We start from the raw sequence: 16,163 nt of genomic DNA, 5'->3' as shown, positions 1-16,163 counted from the left end.
TCAGTGTCAATGTTGCTGATACACCGCAGTCGTCAGCGGTTCGCCCTCAGTGCAACTTCAGCCGAGGCTCGGTCCCACGCCCAATCTTGCTGCCCAGCATCAGCATCGCTGTGCGAAACATGCCATACAGCGCCATCTGGTGCATGCGGTACAGCGACACGTAGAACATCCGCGCCAGCCAGCCTTCGAGCATCACGCTGCCGGTCAGGTTGCCCATCAGGTTGCCTACCGCCGAGAAGCGCGACAGCGAGATCAGCGAGCCGTAGTCGGTGTATTTGTATTCGGGCAGTGCCTTGCCTTCGATCCGCAGTTTCAACGACTTGGCGAGCAGCGATGCCTGCTGGTGGGCTGCCTGGGCACGAGGTGGAACATTGCGGTCGCTGCCTGGTTGCGGGCAGGCGGCGCAGTCGCCAAAGGCGAAAATGTTTTCATCGCGGGTGGTTTGCAGCGTCGGCAACACTTGCAATTGGTTGATTCGGTTGGTCTCCAGGCCGTCGATGTCCTTGAGGAAATCCGGTGCGCGAATCCCGGCGGCCCAGACTTTCAGGCTCGCGTCGATGACCTTGCCATCGACGGTGATCAGGCTGTCGGCCGTTACCTGGCCAACAGCGGCGTTGGTCATGACATTGACCCCGAGTTTCTCCAGGGTCTTGTGCACGGGCCCACCGATGCGTTCGGGCAATGCCGGCAGGACCCGTGGCCCGGCTTCGATCAGGGTGATGTGCATGTTTTCCGGTTTGATCCGGTCCAGGCCGTAGGCCGCCAGCTCATGGGCGGCGTTGTGCAGCTCGGCCGCCAGTTCGACACCGGTCGCACCGGCACCGACGATGGCGACGCTGATGCGCTCCACCACATCGGTCTGGCCGGCGTGGGCGCGCAGGTAATGATTGAGCAGTTGCTGGTGGAAGCGCTCGGCCTGCTTGCGGGTGTCGAGGAACAGGCAATGTTGCGCCGCGCCTTCGGTACCGAAGTCATTGGTGGTGCTGCCGACGGCAATCACCAGGCTGTCGTAGCCCAGTTCCCGGGCTGGCAACAGCTCCAGGCCAGCCTCGTCATAGGTGGCGGCCAGTTGGATTCTCTTGCTCTCGCGATCCAGCCCACTCATGCGCCCGAGCTGGAACTCGAAGTGGTTCCATTTGGCCTGGGCGACATAGTTGAGTTCGTCTTCGGAGGAGTTCAAGGAGCCGGCGGCCACTTCGTGCAGCAGCGGTTTCCAGATGTGGGTCAGGTTCGCGTCGACCAGCATCACGCTGGCCGTGCCGCGCTTGCCCAGAGTCTTACCCAGACGGGTAGCCAACTCCAGACCGCCGGCGCCGCCGCCAACGATGACAATACGATGAGTCATGGGGATATCTCGCAAGGCTAAAGGAAATCGGTGCCGTTACCCGAGCGAGTGCAATGCAACTCATAGCGTCAGGTAACTGATCAATCGGCTCAACAGGCCCAAGCCAATCGTGATGGCCAGTACCACCACCAGGAGCATCCACGGCCGGAAAGGCCGGCGCTCGACTCGGTGCTGGGACAGTTGCAGGTACTCTTCGACATGCTTCTGGTCATCTGGGTTCAGGCGGCTGGTCATAAAGGCCTCGTCAGGTAGACGTTGCGAAAGGTGTAGACGCTACAGCGTCCGGCTATCCGGCATTAAAAGCAGCGTAGCCGCTCGCCGGAACAGGTTCGACACGCAAGCTGTCGTCCAGGCGAATGATTCCACTTTTTAACACCCGTGCAGTGATTCCGCCATGGCCGCGTACGGCCTGGAATGTCCCTTCGCCGAGGTTGCGTTCCAGTCGCGCGCACGGCTGGCACCAGCCGGTGGTTTCGAAGAGGGCCTGGCCGATGCGAAAGCGTCGGCCCTTGAGACTGAACAGGTTGATGCCGCTGATCACAAGGTTGCGGCGCAGCTCTTGCGGCAATACGGGGCGATCCGCCGGGCGGCCCATCAGTGAACCTATCACGGCCAGGTGTTCCCACTGAATCAAGGTGACTTGCCGCGCATTGCGCACGCCGGGGCGGGCATGATCCCCCGTCAGGCCGGCTTCCAGGCGGGCCTCCACGGCGTCCAGTTCGATCATTGGCGCATGGCCTTGGGGGCGCACGCCGATCCAGCGTACGCGGCCTTGCTGGGGCACTGCGGCAATCAGTTCTTGCAAGGGACTCACAGGCTGATCCCGACATCGAACACAATGCTGCGCCCCAGGTTACTGCGCAGAAAGTCCGGCGCGTCGGGATGGGCGAACAATACCCGCGCAAACGTCGGCCCCACCAGCGACAGCGAGCGCCAACCCTGGCGCAGGTATTCGGTCGGCGGCGGGAAGTGACTGTTGAGGTCCAGCACTTCACGCTTGAGGCTGGCGAAGGCGATGATGTCCAGGTCGCCCAGGTCCATGCCGCGCTCGGTGTAGTTGTGGGCTTTTTTGCGCAGGGTCGGGGCCAGCCGCATCAGGAACTCGTTGGCCGGGATCCGCCGGGGCTTGGCTTCACGGCGCACCAGTTGGCTGAGGGAGAACGCGCTGCGGCGGCGTTGCAGTTCGTCGCGCCATTCGTCATTGAGGCGACGACCTTCGTCGAGGACGAAAAACACCTCGAAGTTGGCGTCCCGAAACAAAACGTCCGGCGGCTCCCCGGCGGGCGCGAACTCGTCGGCACGATAGGGCACGTTCAGCCCTTGGAGCAGGCGCTGGCAGACCCAACGCTCACGCTCCCATTTGCGGGCATTGGAGAGAAAGGCGTTGGCTTGCTCGGCCGCGATGGTCAGCAGGCGTAAATAATCGGAGTCATCCATGAGCCCAAGCTTAGCGTCCAAATGTGATCATAAAAAATAAAGCTTGCCGTGAAAGGGCAAAATTTCGATCAGGTAGGGCCCGCTAGCCCGTCCTGTTCAGCCTGGCGCACCAACCAGGCGCAGAATAGCTCCAGTTTTTTGCTGTGTTGGGCACTTCGCTTTGCGATATAGGCGTAGCGGCTTGGGTGGAATCCGAACGGTGCCACTAGACGACCAAGGCGAATGTCGTCGGCCACCAGGTGCCATGGGGCGACGCAAATCCCCAGGCCGGCAATCGCTGCCTCCAACGTAAAGTAATAGTGCTCGTATTCCAATCCGGTCGGCGGAGTGCCCCGGTATCCAATCGCATCCCCCCAGTTTATCCAGGCATCTGGACGGGTTTTTGTATGCAGGAGGGGATGGCTGAAAATCGAGTTCAAGTCAGTTAATTGAATACGCGCGGATAATGTGGGCGACAGAACGATGCCCAGCCGTTCAGGAAACAGCAGGACGGTGTTTTTTGGGTCTCCAACGACGCCCTGTTCAGCCGTGATCATCACGTCATATCGATCTCGACCTGGATCGGTCGTGTGGACCGGGGAGCTCAAGCGAATCTTGATATCGGGGTAAGTCGTATTGAAGTCGAAAAGACGGGGTATCAGCCACTTGACCGTAAACGTGCTGAAGCAGGAGACGTCCAAGGTGCCTGCCGCAGTGTCTCGGATTCTGCCCACCGCAGCCTCGATCTGATCCAGCGCGGCCGTCAAATCCGGCAGGAGCTCTGTTCCGGCAGCGGTGAGCTGCGGTTTGTTTTTCGGGCCTTCGAACAGATCCACGCCAAGACTCAGCTCCAGCTGACGTACCTGGCGACTCACAGCGCCGGGCGTGACAGACAGCTCCTCGGCGGCAGCCGTCATTTTTCCCAGTCGGGCAGCCGCCTCGAAGGTACGTAGTGCATTCAGTGGGGGGAGTCGACGTCTCATAAAGTGACTTTAACTCAATTACATAGGGCGTATAAATCGGTATCAGGCACCGTCCGGATTTTGCAGAATTCCTTGGTTAACCAAGTATCTGCTGACGGTTCAGGGTCGCCAGAACTGAGGAACACTTCAAATCAAATTGAGAGCACCTCACATGCCATTCGTTCGTACCGCCGTTATCAAAGGCACCAGCCAGCAACAACGCCAGCGCATTGTCGATGCCATACACCAAGCGTTGGTCGAGAGCATTGGTATGCCCGAGGATGAATTGTTCAACTTGGTCGCGGACTATGATCCGGAGCAGTTTTTTTACAGCCGCACTTTTAACGGTGTGGCGCGTTCCGACAATTTGATCGTGATTGAGATTACGATGCGTAGAGGCCGCAGTGATGCGATGAAGCGGGAGCTCTACAAAAAAATTGCTGACAATCTCGGTGTCCAGGCTCAGGTTCGCCCGCAGGACGTTTTCATCTTCATGCATGAGAATGACTATTCGGATTGGTCGGTGGGCTTTGGTAAGTTTGCAATGGCATTGGTACAACAAGCAGGGAGTGTCGCGACCGAGTAGCGAACGAACTGCGTTTTGAGGCCGGCCGCTCGAATAAGCGCAGTACCGTTTTCAAGTTCTCGCAGGAGTAGTCCATGATCGGTGCCGAACTGCTTTCACCGCAGACCCTGGCAGGCGGCTGGCTGATTTATGTGCCGGTGCTGCTCTGGGCGGTGTCGCGGGCGCCGTGGGTTGAGCTGTTCACCGACAGCCGTCGCCAGCATTTGCTGTTCGGCACGGTGTTGGCGCTGTTCATGTTGTGGCTGGTGCGACGGGATTTCGATACGGGCGTTTCGTATCACTTCATCGGCATGACCGCCGTGACGCTGCTGCTGGATTGGCCGCTGGCGATTCTCGGCGGCCTCTTGGCCCAGTTCGCGCTGGTGTTGCTGGGCCGTCAGGACATGGCGGCGGTGGGTGTCAACGGTACGCTGTTGATTCTCTTGCCCGTGCTGGTCACCGAATGCTGCGCGATCCTGGTGGAGCGTGCCCGGCCGCGCAATCTGTTTGTGTATATCTTCTGCTCGGGGTTTCTCGCCGCGGCGCTGTCGGCGTTGTTGTGCCTGCTGCTGGGGCTCGGTTTGCTGTGGTACGACGGTGTATTCGCCATGCCTTACTGGCTGGAAGACTTCATCGGCTACCTCTGGCTGATCATCTTTCCCGAGGCCTTCATCAACGGCATGGTGGTCAGTGCCCTGGTGGTGTTCAGCCCCGAATGGCTGGAGACGTTCAACCGCACGCGCTATCTGTCGGCGCCCTGGAACGATGACGACAAGCCTTGATTCACGTCAAGGCTGCACAATCACACCCCCTTCATGCTCTGGAAAACTTCCAGGAGCACAACCATGAGTGTTTATGAGTGGGCGAGACAAGAGATCAGGCGTAGCCACGACGCCGCTATGGAAATTGGCTTCGACCCGGGCTTGAGCCTGCGGGCCTTGCTCAGTGCGATCGTGCAGCAGAGCAAGACCGTGCGCAGTGTTGAAGACCTGGCCGATGAGTTGAGCTTCCTGGCGGAAAATCTCGACGATGAACAGGATTACGGCTTCATGCGGCCTTAGTGGTGTGAGCGAGGCTCGAAATCTTCGCTGAACAGCTCATCCTCGGCATCGGGGCTGACCGGGATCTTGTGTTCTTCCGACGCCCAGGCGCCCAAATCGATCAGTTTGCAGCGATCAGAGCAGAACGGCCGGAACGTGTTCTCCGGGCTCCATTCGACAGGGGCGCCACAGGTTGGGCAATCAACGGTTGGGGTTTGGCTCATGACTGGCCTCCACGCAAAGTAAGGTAAAAGTGATGCAGGCGCTCGACCTCGCTGTGTAACCAGGCGAGGTCGCGGTCGTTGACCACCACGTCGTCGGCATGGCTCAGGCGGTCCTGGCGGCTGGACTGGGCCTTGAGAATCGCCTGGACCTGCTGTTCGCTGATCTGGTCGCGCTGCAGGGTGCGTTCGATCTGTAGTTGTTCCGGCACATCGATCACCAGGATTCGTTGCGTCATGGCGTACTGCCCCGACTCGATCAACAGCGGCGATACCAGAATCGCGTAGGGCGATTGTGCCTGGGCCAGATGATGAACGATTTCCTCGGCGATCAATGGATGCAGTAGCGCCTCGAGCCAGCGGCGTTCTTCGGCATTTTCGAAGATCAGTTTGCGCAGCGCCGCTCGGTCCAGCGTACCGTCGGCCTGCAATACGCCTGGGCCGAAGTGTTCCGCTATTTCAGCCAGCGCCGGGCGCCCCGGTTCGACCACCCAGCGCGCCGCGTGATCGGCGTCGATGACATGCACACCCAAGTCGATGAAGTGCTGGGCTGCCGCGCTTTTGCCGCTGCCGATGCCACCGGTCAGGCCGAGGATCCAGGGTTGTTTCACGGAGCTATTCATAAACATCGACATTAGAAACCGACAGACTGCCAATAGAAGTCGGTTATTTGACCACCCCAGAGCAAGGCAATCCAGCCGGCAATTGCCAGATAAGGTCCGAAGGGGATCTGCGTCGACCCAGGGGCATCACGCAGGCGCAGCACAATGACCCCGATAACCGCGCCCACCAGCGACGACAGCAGCAAGGTCAGCGGCAGGATCTGCCAGCCACCCCAGGCACCCAGCATCGCCAGCAGCTTGAAATCCCCGTAGCCCATACCTTCCTTGCCGGTGAGCAATTTGAATACCCAAAACACCGACCACAGCGTCAGATAGCCGGCCACCGCGCCCCACATCGCCTGGTTCAAGGAAACGAACAGGCCGAAGCTGTTGACGATCAAGCCCAGCCACAACAACGGTAATACCAGACTATCGGGCAGCAACTGATGCTCGGCGTCGATCAGGCTCATGCCCAGCAGGCCCCAGCTCAACACCATCACCATCGCGGCCTGCCAGCCAAAGCCGAAGTGCCAGGCGACGAACGCTGACAAGGCGCCGCAGGCCAGTTCGGTCAGCGGGTAACGCTTGCCAATGGGGGCGGTGCAGTTGGAACAGCGACCGCGCAATATCAGGTAGCTCAACAATGGGATGTTTTCCCAGGCGCGGATGCGATGGTCGCAGTGAGGGCACTGGGAATGGGGCAGCATCAGGTTGTAGATCGGGCCGGGTGCTTCGGCCGGCAGTCCCAACAGGTCGTGGGCTTGCAGGCGCCATTCGCGGGTGAGCATCTTTGGCAGGCGCCACACCAGGACATTGAGGAAACTGCCGACGATCAATCCGAGCAATAACGCAGTGAGCACGAAGGCCAGTGGATACAGCACGAAGAAGTCAGTCAGGGGCATATCAGATCGCTGAGCCGAGTTGGAAGATGGGCAGGTACATGGCAACCACCAGGCCACCGACGACCACCCCCAGGACCACCATGATGAAGGGTTCCATCAGACTGGTGAGGTTGTCCACCAGATTGTCCACTTCGGCCTCATAAAAACTCGCCACCTTGTCGAGCATGTCGTCCAGCGCACCGGATTCTTCGCCGATGGCGGTCATCTGGATCGCCAGGTTCGGAAAGATACCTGAAGCGCGCATGGAGAAATTCAACTGCATGCCGGTCGAGACATCCTGGCGGATGCGTTGCACGGCGCGTTTGAACACGACGTTGCCGGTGGCGCCGGACACCGAATCCAGTGCCTCCACCAACGGCACGCCGGCCGCGAAGGTGGTGGACAGCGTGCGGGCGTAGCGGGCCACGGCGGATTTGTACATCAAAGTGCCGATCAGTGGCAGCTTGAGCAGCCATTTATCGCGCCAGTCGCGAAAGGCCTCGGAGCGCCTGAGGGCGTATTTCACGCCAAAAAACGCCCCCACCAGCCCGCCGAGCACCACCCACCACCATTGCTGCATGAATTCCGACAGACCGATGACCATCACCGTGAAGGCTGGCAGCTGTGCGCCGAATCCGGAGAATACCGATTCGAACTGCGGCACGACCTTGACCAGCAGGATCCCCGTGACCACCGCAGCGACGAGGACCACGGCCGCTGGATAGGTCATGGCTTTCTTGATCTTGGCCTTGAGCGCTTCGCTCTTTTCCTTGTAGGTCGCAACGCGATCCAGCAGCGTGTCCAGGGCGCCAGCCTGTTCACCGGCGTCCACCAGGTTGCAGTACAGGTCGTCGAAATATTGCGGGCACTTGCGTAACGATGCGGCGAAGCTGTTGCCGGCTGCGACTTCCTGTTTCACCTCGTCCACCAGCTTGCGCATGTTGGGGTTGTCGAAGCCTTCGCCAATGATGTCGAACGCCTGCAACAGAGGCACGCCGGCCTTGAGCATCGTGGCCATCTGGCGGGTGAAGAGGGCGATATCCAACGGCTTGATGCGCTTGCCCTTGCTGAATATCGAGGTGGACTTCTTGCGCACCTTCTCCGGGTTGATGCCCTGTTTACGCAACTGAGCCTTGATCAAGGCCGGGCTCTGACCGGTCAGTTCGCCGGTCATTTTTGTGCCTTTGCGGTCTTTGCCTTCCCACGTGTAGACATCGGTTTTGACTGCTTTGACCGCCATGTTCAATCCTTGGTGACCCGGTTGATTTCCTCGAGGCTGGTCATGCCCTGCATCACCTTGAGCAGCCCCGATGTGCGCAGGTCATTGAAACCGTCCTTGCGCATTTGCAGGTCGATTTCCAGCGAGTTGCCCTCGGCCATGATCAGCCGTTGCAGCTCAGGCGTATTCTTGACCACTTCGTAAACCCCCACGCGCCCTTTGTAGCCGTGGTTGCACTGTTCGCAACCGACCGGCTCATAGATCGTGAATGTGCCGATGCGTTCCCGAGGGAAACCTTCTTTGAGCAAGGTCTCCTCGGGGATCTCGATGGCTTTCTTGCAGTGGTTGCACAGCTTGCGCGCCAGCCGCTGGGCGATGATCAGGTGCACCGCCGTGGCGATATTGAAGCCCGGAATGCCCATGTTCTGCAGGCGGATCAGGGTTTCGGCGGCGCTGTTGGTGTGCAGTGTCGAGAGTACCAAGTGCCCGGTCTGGGCGGCCTTGATGGCGATTTCGGCGGTTTCCAGGTCGCGGATCTCGCCGACCATGATCACGTCCGGGTCCTGGCGCAGGAACGAGCGCAGGGCCTGGGCAAAATCCAGTCCCTGGCGCGGGTTCACATTGACCTGGTTGATGCCTTCCATGTTGATCTCCACCGGGTCTTCGGCGGTGGAAATGTTGATGTCCACGGTGTTGAGGATATTCAGCCCGGTGTAGAGCGACACGGTCTTGCCCGAGCCGGTCGGCCCGGTCACCAGGATCAGCCCTTGTGGTTGTTTGAGGGCGGCCATGTACAGGTCTTTCTGATCCGGTTCGTAGCCCAGGGCATCGATACCCATTTGCGCACTGGACGGGTCGAGTATCCGGATCACCACTTTTTCGCCCCAGAGGGTGGGCAGGGTGTTGACTCGGAAGTCGATGGATTTGCTTTTCGACAGGCGCATTTTCAGGCGTCCGTCCTGGGGTTTTCGTCGTTCGGAGATATCGAGGCTGGCCATCACCTTGAGGCGTGCGGCGATACGGGTGGCCAACTGGATCGGAGGCCGGGCCACTTCCCGCAACATGCCATCGGTACGCACCCGCACCCGGTAAATTTTTTCATAGGGTTCGAAGTGCAGGTCGGAAGAGCCGCCCTTGATCGCGTCCAGCAGCATCTTGTTGACGAAGCGCACCACTGGCGCATCGTCGGTGTCCTGGCCGGCGATGGAGTCCTGCTTGTGTTCATCGATCGACTCGATGTCCAGGCCGTCGAGGTCGACGTCGCCCATGCCTTCCAGGCCCGTGCTGCTGGACTCGAAAAACTTCTCGATGGCGTCACTGAGCTTGTCGTCCTCCACCAGGATGGCTTCGGTGGTCAGGCCGGTGCTGAACTGGATGTCATTGATGGCTTGGTGATTGGTCGGGTCGGAAATGCCCACATACAGCTTGTTGCCGCGTCGCCACAACGGCAGGGCGTGATGCTGGCGCACCAGTTTTTCGCTGACCAGGCCGCTGGGTTGGGTGTCTTTGTCCAGGCTGTTGAGGTCCAGCAGGGCGACGCCGAAATGTTCCGAAGCGATTTCCGCAACCTGGCGGCTCTGGACCAGTTTGTTTTGCACCAGATAACTGATCAGGGGCATGCGACTGCGCTGGGCCTGTTGGTACGCCTGTTGCGCATTTTGCTCGGTGATCAGTTCGGCCAATACCAATTGCTTGGTCAGGCCGCTGAGGGCGATGTCATTCATGGGAATACCGGCGGCTGACAGTTCATGACTTATAGCCTAGTCAAGCATCGACGCCAAACCAGCGGGGTGGGGTGACAAAAAACGTCAGATAGTGCGGTTGTTTGGGTAGGACGTCGGGCTTGTGACGGTTGAAACCCTCTGCCTGCGGGGCCGGGGAGGTTGGCATGTGCCGTGCAACGGCCGTATCAGGACATGAGATTTCACCTCATGCTATGGAGATGTCTATGAACAAGCAGAAGGGTTTTACGCTGATCGAGCTGCTGATCGTCGTGGCGATCATCGGCATTCTGGCGACGTTCGCGTTGCCGCAGTATTCCAAGTACCAGGCGCGGGCCAAGGCCACCGCCGGGTTGGCGGAGATTTCTGCGTTGAAGGTGCCGTATGAGGACGCCATGAATCAAGGTACCGATCCCTCTGTGGCTAACATGAACATAACCTCGCCTACCAGTAACTGCACAATTACGATCACAGGTACCGCCGCAGCGGGTGCAGGCACTATCGTCTGTACCCTCACCAACGCCCCTGCTGCCGTAGCCGGTAAGACGATCACTCTTTCTCGCACAGCTGCGGGTGCCTGGACGTGCGGTTCCAATGCCGCTCAAGAGTATCTGCCCGCCGGCTGTACCGGTGCTGCTGCCGCTGCTGGTTAGTAACAAGGCTTGAAATGATCGACCCCGCCTTAACACAGCGGGGTTTTTTGTATCGTGCCCCAGCGTGTTCATGGCGGCACGACTTGTTCAAGAAAATGCTTATTGTGTCGTTGAATAAAAGTCCGACAATTCAGCGGCTTAGCGAAATGCGAAAACCCGCAAGTTGCATGTCCAGAATCAACGCTTCATGCATTTTGCATGATTGCGAAAATAACCGCTTCGCTTAACTGTTTGATTTATAACGAATTAGTCGATGATTCAAAACTGGCACAGCGTTCGCACTACTCCTGATAACCCTGCCGGGATTCACCTCCGGCAGTTTTTGAGAAAAACAGGAGTTACTCGTATGAAGAAGTTCGCTATCACTGCCGCCGCTGCTACCGCACTGACCCTGACCATGGCTAGCGCATTCGCCGAGACCACTCAAGCGACCCAGGCGCCGATGATGCTGGCTGCTGGCGAAGTGACAGAGGCCAAAGAAGACGTTTCCGATACCTGGATCACCACCAAGGTCAAAGCTGACCTGGTTACCGAAAAAGGCATTCCAGGTACCGACATCAAAGTCGAAACCAACAAAGGTGTTGTGTCCCTGTCTTCGACTACCGCAGTCACTGATGCGCAAAAAGACACCGCCGTGGCGATCGCCAAAAAGATCAAAGGTGTGAAAGCCGTATCGGCTGATGGCCTGAAGTCCGAGTAAGGCTACGACTTCTCGCCTGGACTGGGAGAGGGCACGGCAAGCGGGCCAAGACATACGTTTGCCGTTGCTTTGCAGTTCATGCGAAAGGCCACACGGACGTGGCCATTACAGGCCCCCGGCATTCGTGCCGGGGGCCTGTTCTATTCCGGGATGGCTAAATTTGCGGGTCAGGCTCTGGCTCGGAGTTGCCGCCATCGCGAGCAAGCTCGCTCCCACATTGGATTGCATTCCTCCTGAAAGAACTCGATCACCTGTGGGAGCGAGCTTGCTTGCGATGGCGGCGGTACATTCCACACAGGGTCATGGACGACTCAGCGCCCCCGCTTGCTGGTGATCTCCACCAGCCGATTCTGCTCGAAACGCAGGTACTGATACATGCCACTGTTGGGGCCGTAGGTCCATTCCTCCACCGGGTATTCTTCCCGGCGATTGACGCTGCGTTTATAGCCCAGGTCATCCCGCGCCGCAGGCTCCCCGCACTTTTGCAGTACTTCGCTCGCGCGGTCACCGACGCTGATCAACTGCCTGCCGCAGCGCAGCGTATTGGCTGCCGATGCCTGGCTGGCGGCGAGCAGTAAACCCAGGCTGAACGCCCACCGACGCTTCATCTTATTCAGCATCCAGATGCAGGGGAGTGATTACGCGTCCGTCACTCTCAGCCTGGCCGAGGCTGGCGTCGATGAAGTACACACGGTCGTCGGCCAATTGCCCTTTGTCCACCAGGAAGTCCTTGATGCTGCTGGCGCGTTCCTGCCCCAGTTGGCGCAACAGCACGTCACTGCCGCTCCAGAACTTGATCACGCCTTCGCGCAGTTTCTCGATACGCGCCTTTTTATCCAGTTGCGTCCATTCGGCCGGCGGCTGGGTTTTGAGACGGGTGCGGTAGATGCCTTCGAGCAGCGGGGGCTTTTCATCCTCGGGTACCAGCAGCAAGGAGGCCTGGGCCGGTACTTTGTCGCCCCGGCGCTGCAGCATCTTGAAGTAGTTGTACTGGTATTCGCGCTCCAGGCGCTGGGCGGCGAGCAGCGGCCCGTCGCTGCTCTCGGCAGCGGTGCCTTCGATCTCCAGGCGCAGCTCCGGGCGTTTGCCAAGGGCCTCGGACAGTTTGAGCAGCGTGCCTTCGTTCTCCTTGCTCAGATCGCTCGAACCCGCCGCGAACGAAACGCTGCCCAGATCTTCCGAACCGCCGCCGGCCACCAACCCACCGATGAGTTTGAACGGCGCCTGGGCTGCTCGTACCACCAGGTTGCGCAAGGTTTGCCAGACAATCGGCATGACACTGAATTGCGGATCGTTGAGGTCGCCGGAAACCGGCAGCTCGATGGAAATCTTGCCTTCAGAATCCTTCAACAGGGCGACCGCCAGTTTGAGGGGCAGGCTCACGGCATCCGGGCTGTCGACTTTTTCTCCCAGTTGCAGTTGTTCGACCACCACCTTGTTTTCTGCCTGGAGCTTGCCCTTGGTGATCCGGTAATGCAGGTCGAGACTGAGCCGGCCCTTGCGGATGCGATAGCCGGCGAACTTGCCGGAATACGGCGTCAGCGTGGTCAGCTCGACCCGTTTGAAACTGGTGGCGATATCGAGGCTGGCCATCGGGTCGAAGGGGTTGAGCGCACCTTTGATGGTGACAGGCGCGTAGCGGTCGACCTTACCCTTGATGTCCACGCTGGCTGGCTTGGCCTCGCGGCTGTCGATGGTACCGATCTGGCCGTTGAGCTGCTGGATGGCGGTGGCGAAATTGGGCGTCAGGCTGAAGTCGGCGAAGTTGGCCGAACCGTCGTTGATGGCGATGCCGCCAATATGAATACCCAGCGGTTTTTCCTGAGAAGCCGGTTTTGCCGCGGCTTTCTTCGCGCCGCTGTCGGCCGGTTGCGGAATCAGCAGGTCATCGACGTTAGTGGTGCGATCGTCGTTGATCATGAAGCGCGCGTAAGGCTGGAACAGGTTGACCTTGTCGATGGACAGGCTGTCACCGTGTTGATAACTGAGACCGTCGAGTACCAGGCGCTGCCACTTGAGGAAATCGCGGGTCTTGAGGGTGTCGAGGGTATGCAGTTGATCGACCTGGGCGCGACCGGTGACCGCGAATGCCAGTGGTTCGGTGCTTTTGAGATCCACTGCCAGATCGCTGCCGAGCATCCCGGAGCGCAGCTCCAGGCGAATGAACGGGTTGATATACGACTGGGCGACCCGCAGGTCAATGTCCTGGGTCTTGACCTTGAGCCGGGCGGTGATCGGGTTCAGGTTCACCTCGCCATCGGCGAGGATCTTGCCCTGCTTACCCACCCCGGTATCCAGCTTGAGGGTAAAAGGCGAGCCGTTGAGGGTGTCGTAGTTTTGCAGGTCAAGGTTCAGCGGGCCGACTTCCAGTGCCACGGCAGGTTGTGCCTGGCGGTCGGCCAGGTGCACCTGGTAATTGCGCAACTGCACGTCCTTCAACAACACCTGCCACGGTTTGCTGGCCGTTTCAGCTGCTGGTTTCGGCGAGTCGGCGGCGGCCGGGGCGGAGGCCGGCTCGACCTTGACTTGCGGTTTGCTCGGCTGGCTGGCGAAGAGTTTCTGCCAGTCCAGTTGCCCGTCCGCCTCGCGCGCAGCCCAGGTTTCCAGCTTCTGGCTGCGGATCTTGCCGACGATGACTTGCTGCTTGGCCAGGTCCACCGTGGTTTCACTGACATCCAGGCGTTCGAGTCTCACCAGCGGACGGCCATCGGGCGCCTTGATGGAGAAGGGCGCGACACTGACAGCGACATTGTTGAGCAGCAGCTCGGTGCCCTTGGACAGGTTGAGCTTGTAGTCGGTGCTGAGGTTCAGTACGCCGTTTTCCAATACCAGCGGCACCGCGTCGCGCACGTAGGGCCACCAGGCTTTCATCTGGCCGCCGGTGACCTTGAGTGTGCCTTCGGAAGCGATCGGCGTGAGGCTGAAGTTACCGGTCCAGTCGATTTTCCCGCCTGCGGGGCCGGCGGCCACCAGGGTCATGTCGGCGTTGTCATCGGGCAGGGTGCTGAGATTTTTCAGCTCGAAATCGAGAGTGTCGTACAGGAACTCGATGGGCTCACTGGGACGCAGGTCCTGGAAATGTACATAACCGCTGGCGAGTTTGATGCGATCAACCCGCAGGGGGAATGGCTTGGCTTCGGGATCGGCCGGGGTCGGTTCGCTGGCCGGCAGTTTGAACAGGCCCAGCAGGTTCAACTGACCGTCCTTGGTGAACATCACCTCGGTCTTGGGCTTGTCCAGCTCGATGTCGACCAGGTGCAGGGCGCCGGACCACAGGCTGTCGAGCTGCAGGTTGGCGTACAGCCGTTCGAAGCCGACCTGCTCTTTGCCCGGTTCGCCGATGTTCAGGCCCCAAAGGCTGACTTCAAGGCTGAAAGGATTGAGTTCGATACGCTGGATCTGGGCCGGCACCGTCGCGTACTCGGCCAGTTGCTGATTGGCGATCCGCAAGGCGATGCCCGGCAATATCAGAAAACCCAACAAGCTGTAGAGGGCCAGTGCGGTCAACAGGGCGCCGAAAGCGCGAATCAATCCTTTGGGCATGTGTGGCTTCATCTAGTGTGAATTCGGAGTGCCTTGGAGTATGGCATGCGTTTACGGTTCCGAAGCCACTGTGATTTATGAGATTTGTCTGTTTTGTGCATGAGAATTCAGGCGCCGGCTTAGAGCTGGAGGATCAACGTCTTGAGCGGCGGCTGCTGGTCCAGGGAGGGGAAATCGTCGCCGGGTGTCAGCACGCTCCATTCACGCACCGGTCGGCCGGCCTTTTCCGCGCAACGCAGCACTTGTTCGCGCCAGTCGTCCATGGGCACTTTTGCCAGGTTGTTACAGCAGATCAGCACGCCATTGTCGGCGGTACTCAGCAGCGCCGGTTTGAGCAGGCTCTGGTAGTCGCGCAACAGGTCGACGGTGCCAAAAGCACTCTTGGCCCAGGCCGGCGGATCGAGCAGCACCAGGTCGTACTGGCGTTGTTCCAGGCGCACATAACTGGGCAGTTTCTGCCCGCGGCGTTGGCTGATGGGCAGGCCAGCCAGTTGGCGGATCGCCGGGAAGTAATCCGATTGCACGAATTCCATGGGCGGCAAAGCGGGGTTGAGCAGGCCGTTCTCGCGCCCCACCGCCAGGTTGCCTTCGGCGAAGTCCAGGTTGCACACCTCGCGCGCGCCACCGGCTGCGGCGCTCAAGCCTACGCCACAGGTGTAGGCGAACAGGTTCAGCACGCTTTTGTCTCGGCTGTGTTCCTTGACCCAGCCCCGGGCGTTGCGCAGATCGAGAAACAGCAGGGGATCCTGTCCGGCATGGCGCCCGCGAACGCGATAGTTCAGGCCCCATTCATGGCCGACCAGGTCTTGCAAGGCGGCTTCGTCAGCCTGGTACACCGTGTCCTGGCGGTCGATGCGCGAATTGCCCCGGGCGCGATCGTTGTAGACCAGCAGGGTTTCCAGCCCCAGGCGCTCGTTGACGATGCCGTGCAGCTGCAGCAAGGCGTCGCGCTCCAGTGACTGATGGAAGCTCTGCACCAGCAGTTGCGGGCCGTAGCGGTCGATGGTCAGGCCTGGGGCGCCTTCCTGGCTGCCGTGGAACAGGCGATAGCAATCGGTGCCTTGCTGATGCAACTGGCCGAGCAGGTCCTGGCGTTGGTCGAGGGCGGCGCGCAGCGCCTGATTCAAGGAAGACATGCCGAGCGCGCCTTAAGGAAATGAGGCGCGGGAGTTTAGCAGTTATGAAGGATCAGGTTTGAGGTCGCATAAGGTTGCGAACCAGATACGCTCCTGTGGCGAGGGCGCTTGCTCCCGCTGGGCTGCGCAGCGGCCCTATGATTTTTGGGAGCGCTACGC

The 16,163-nt window shown here is 59.7% G+C and carries 18 protein-coding genes; 5 read left to right on the top strand and 13 right to left on the bottom strand.

Annotation, left to right across the window (positions count from 1 at the left end; translation table 11 throughout):
• Positions 1-46: 46 nt before the first annotated feature.
• The 5 genes from EPZ47_RS25360 to EPZ47_RS25340 all read right to left on the bottom strand — a co-directional run bounded on the left by EPZ47_RS25360 (position 47) and on the right by EPZ47_RS25340 (position 3,744).
• Positions 47-1,345 carry an NAD(P)/FAD-dependent oxidoreductase gene (locus tag EPZ47_RS25360; protein ID WP_135847222.1) on the bottom strand — a complete coding sequence of 433 codons (1,299 nt, stop codon included), beginning with the start codon at positions 1,343-1,345 and terminating at the stop codon, positions 47-49.
• A gap of 60 nt (positions 1,346-1,405) precedes the next feature.
• Positions 1,406-1,579: a DUF3094 family protein gene (locus EPZ47_RS25355; protein ID WP_039593877.1), complete on the bottom strand. Its 174-nt coding sequence runs from the start codon at positions 1,577-1,579 to the stop codon at positions 1,406-1,408.
• Positions 1,580-1,631: 52 nt separating this feature from the next.
• Positions 1,632-2,159 (bottom strand): MOSC domain-containing protein, encoded by a 528-nt coding sequence (locus EPZ47_RS25350; RefSeq protein ID WP_135847221.1) that lies wholly within the window; start codon positions 2,157-2,159, stop codon positions 1,632-1,634.
• Positions 2,156-2,782, bottom strand: a complete 627-nt coding sequence (locus EPZ47_RS25345; RefSeq protein WP_003205682.1) for a DUF1780 domain-containing protein — start codon at positions 2,780-2,782, stop codon at positions 2,156-2,158. Before EPZ47_RS25345 ends, EPZ47_RS25350 begins: the two co-directional genes overlap by 4 nt.
• A gap of 68 nt (positions 2,783-2,850) precedes the next feature.
• Positions 2,851-3,744, bottom strand: coding sequence for a LysR substrate-binding domain-containing protein (locus tag EPZ47_RS25340; protein WP_135847220.1), 894 nt, complete (start codon positions 3,742-3,744; stop codon positions 2,851-2,853).
• 151 nt (positions 3,745-3,895) lie between these two features.
• Here EPZ47_RS25340 and EPZ47_RS25335 point away from each other — a divergent pair, with 151 nt between their 5' ends.
• From EPZ47_RS25335 to EPZ47_RS25325, 3 genes are all read left to right on the top strand, one after another.
• Positions 3,896-4,309, top strand: a complete 414-nt coding sequence (locus EPZ47_RS25335) for a tautomerase family protein (protein ID WP_135847219.1) — start codon at positions 3,896-3,898, stop codon at positions 4,307-4,309.
• Positions 4,310-4,383: 74 nt separating this feature from the next.
• Positions 4,384-5,070 (top strand): energy-coupling factor ABC transporter permease, encoded by a 687-nt coding sequence (locus EPZ47_RS25330; RefSeq protein WP_135847218.1) that lies wholly within the window; start codon positions 4,384-4,386, stop codon positions 5,068-5,070.
• A 63-nt stretch (positions 5,071-5,133) separates the two neighbouring features.
• Positions 5,134-5,349, top strand: coding sequence for a hypothetical protein (locus EPZ47_RS25325; protein ID WP_003185533.1), 216 nt, complete (start codon positions 5,134-5,136; stop codon positions 5,347-5,349).
• On the opposite strand, the gene yacG is transcribed toward EPZ47_RS25325, so the two are convergent.
• From yacG to pilB, 5 genes are read right to left on the bottom strand one after another with little or no spacing between them, the layout of a single operon-like run.
• Positions 5,346-5,552 (bottom strand): DNA gyrase inhibitor YacG, encoded by a 207-nt coding sequence (gene yacG, locus EPZ47_RS25320; protein WP_135847217.1) that lies wholly within the window; start codon positions 5,550-5,552, stop codon positions 5,346-5,348. The genes EPZ47_RS25325 and yacG overlap by 4 nt on opposite strands.
• Positions 5,549-6,172, bottom strand: coding sequence for a dephospho-CoA kinase (gene coaE, locus EPZ47_RS25315; protein WP_135847216.1), 624 nt, complete (start codon positions 6,170-6,172; stop codon positions 5,549-5,551). Before coaE ends, yacG begins: the two co-directional genes overlap by 4 nt.
• Positions 6,173-6,183: 11 nt before the next feature.
• Positions 6,184-7,053, bottom strand: coding sequence for a prepilin peptidase (locus EPZ47_RS25310; RefSeq protein ID WP_135847215.1), 870 nt, complete (start codon positions 7,051-7,053; stop codon positions 6,184-6,186).
• Position 7,054: 1 nt separating this feature from the next.
• Positions 7,055-8,272, bottom strand: coding sequence for a type II secretion system F family protein (locus EPZ47_RS25305; RefSeq protein ID WP_135847214.1), 1,218 nt, complete (start codon positions 8,270-8,272; stop codon positions 7,055-7,057).
• Between the two features lie 2 nt (positions 8,273-8,274).
• Positions 8,275-9,975 (bottom strand): type IV-A pilus assembly ATPase PilB, encoded by a 1,701-nt coding sequence (gene pilB / locus EPZ47_RS25300; RefSeq protein WP_135847213.1) that lies wholly within the window; start codon positions 9,973-9,975, stop codon positions 8,275-8,277.
• A gap of 224 nt (positions 9,976-10,199) precedes the next feature.
• Between pilB and EPZ47_RS25295 the strand changes: the two genes are divergently transcribed.
• On the top strand, positions 10,200-10,625 hold the full coding sequence (locus tag EPZ47_RS25295) for a pilin (RefSeq protein WP_135847212.1): 426 nt from the start codon (positions 10,200-10,202) through the stop codon (positions 10,623-10,625).
• A gap of 346 nt (positions 10,626-10,971) precedes the next feature.
• Complete coding sequence (locus EPZ47_RS25290; protein ID WP_135847211.1) at positions 10,972-11,325, top strand: BON domain-containing protein; 354 nt, start codon at positions 10,972-10,974, stop codon at positions 11,323-11,325.
• A 311-nt stretch (positions 11,326-11,636) separates the two neighbouring features.
• On the opposite strand, the gene EPZ47_RS25285 is transcribed toward EPZ47_RS25290, so the two are convergent.
• From EPZ47_RS25285 to EPZ47_RS25275, 3 genes are all read right to left on the bottom strand, one after another.
• Entirely contained in the window at positions 11,637-11,933 is a 297-nt protein-coding gene (locus EPZ47_RS25285) for a DUF2845 domain-containing protein (RefSeq protein ID WP_135847210.1), read from the bottom strand.
• Position 11,934: 1 nt separating this feature from the next.
• Positions 11,935-14,868, bottom strand: coding sequence for a DUF748 domain-containing protein (locus EPZ47_RS25280; RefSeq protein ID WP_135847209.1), 2,934 nt, complete (start codon positions 14,866-14,868; stop codon positions 11,935-11,937).
• Positions 14,869-14,987: 119 nt separating this feature from the next.
• Positions 14,988-16,004, bottom strand: coding sequence for a class I SAM-dependent rRNA methyltransferase (locus tag EPZ47_RS25275; protein WP_135847208.1), 1,017 nt, complete (start codon positions 16,002-16,004; stop codon positions 14,988-14,990).
• Positions 16,005-16,163 lie beyond the last annotated feature (159 nt).

The sequence above is a fragment of the Pseudomonas viciae genome (assembly GCF_004786035.1).
In the GTDB taxonomy this organism is placed as follows: Bacteria; Pseudomonadota; Gammaproteobacteria; order Pseudomonadales; family Pseudomonadaceae; genus Aquipseudomonas; species Aquipseudomonas viciae.
This window is presented reverse-complemented; position numbering and strand designations above follow the sequence as displayed.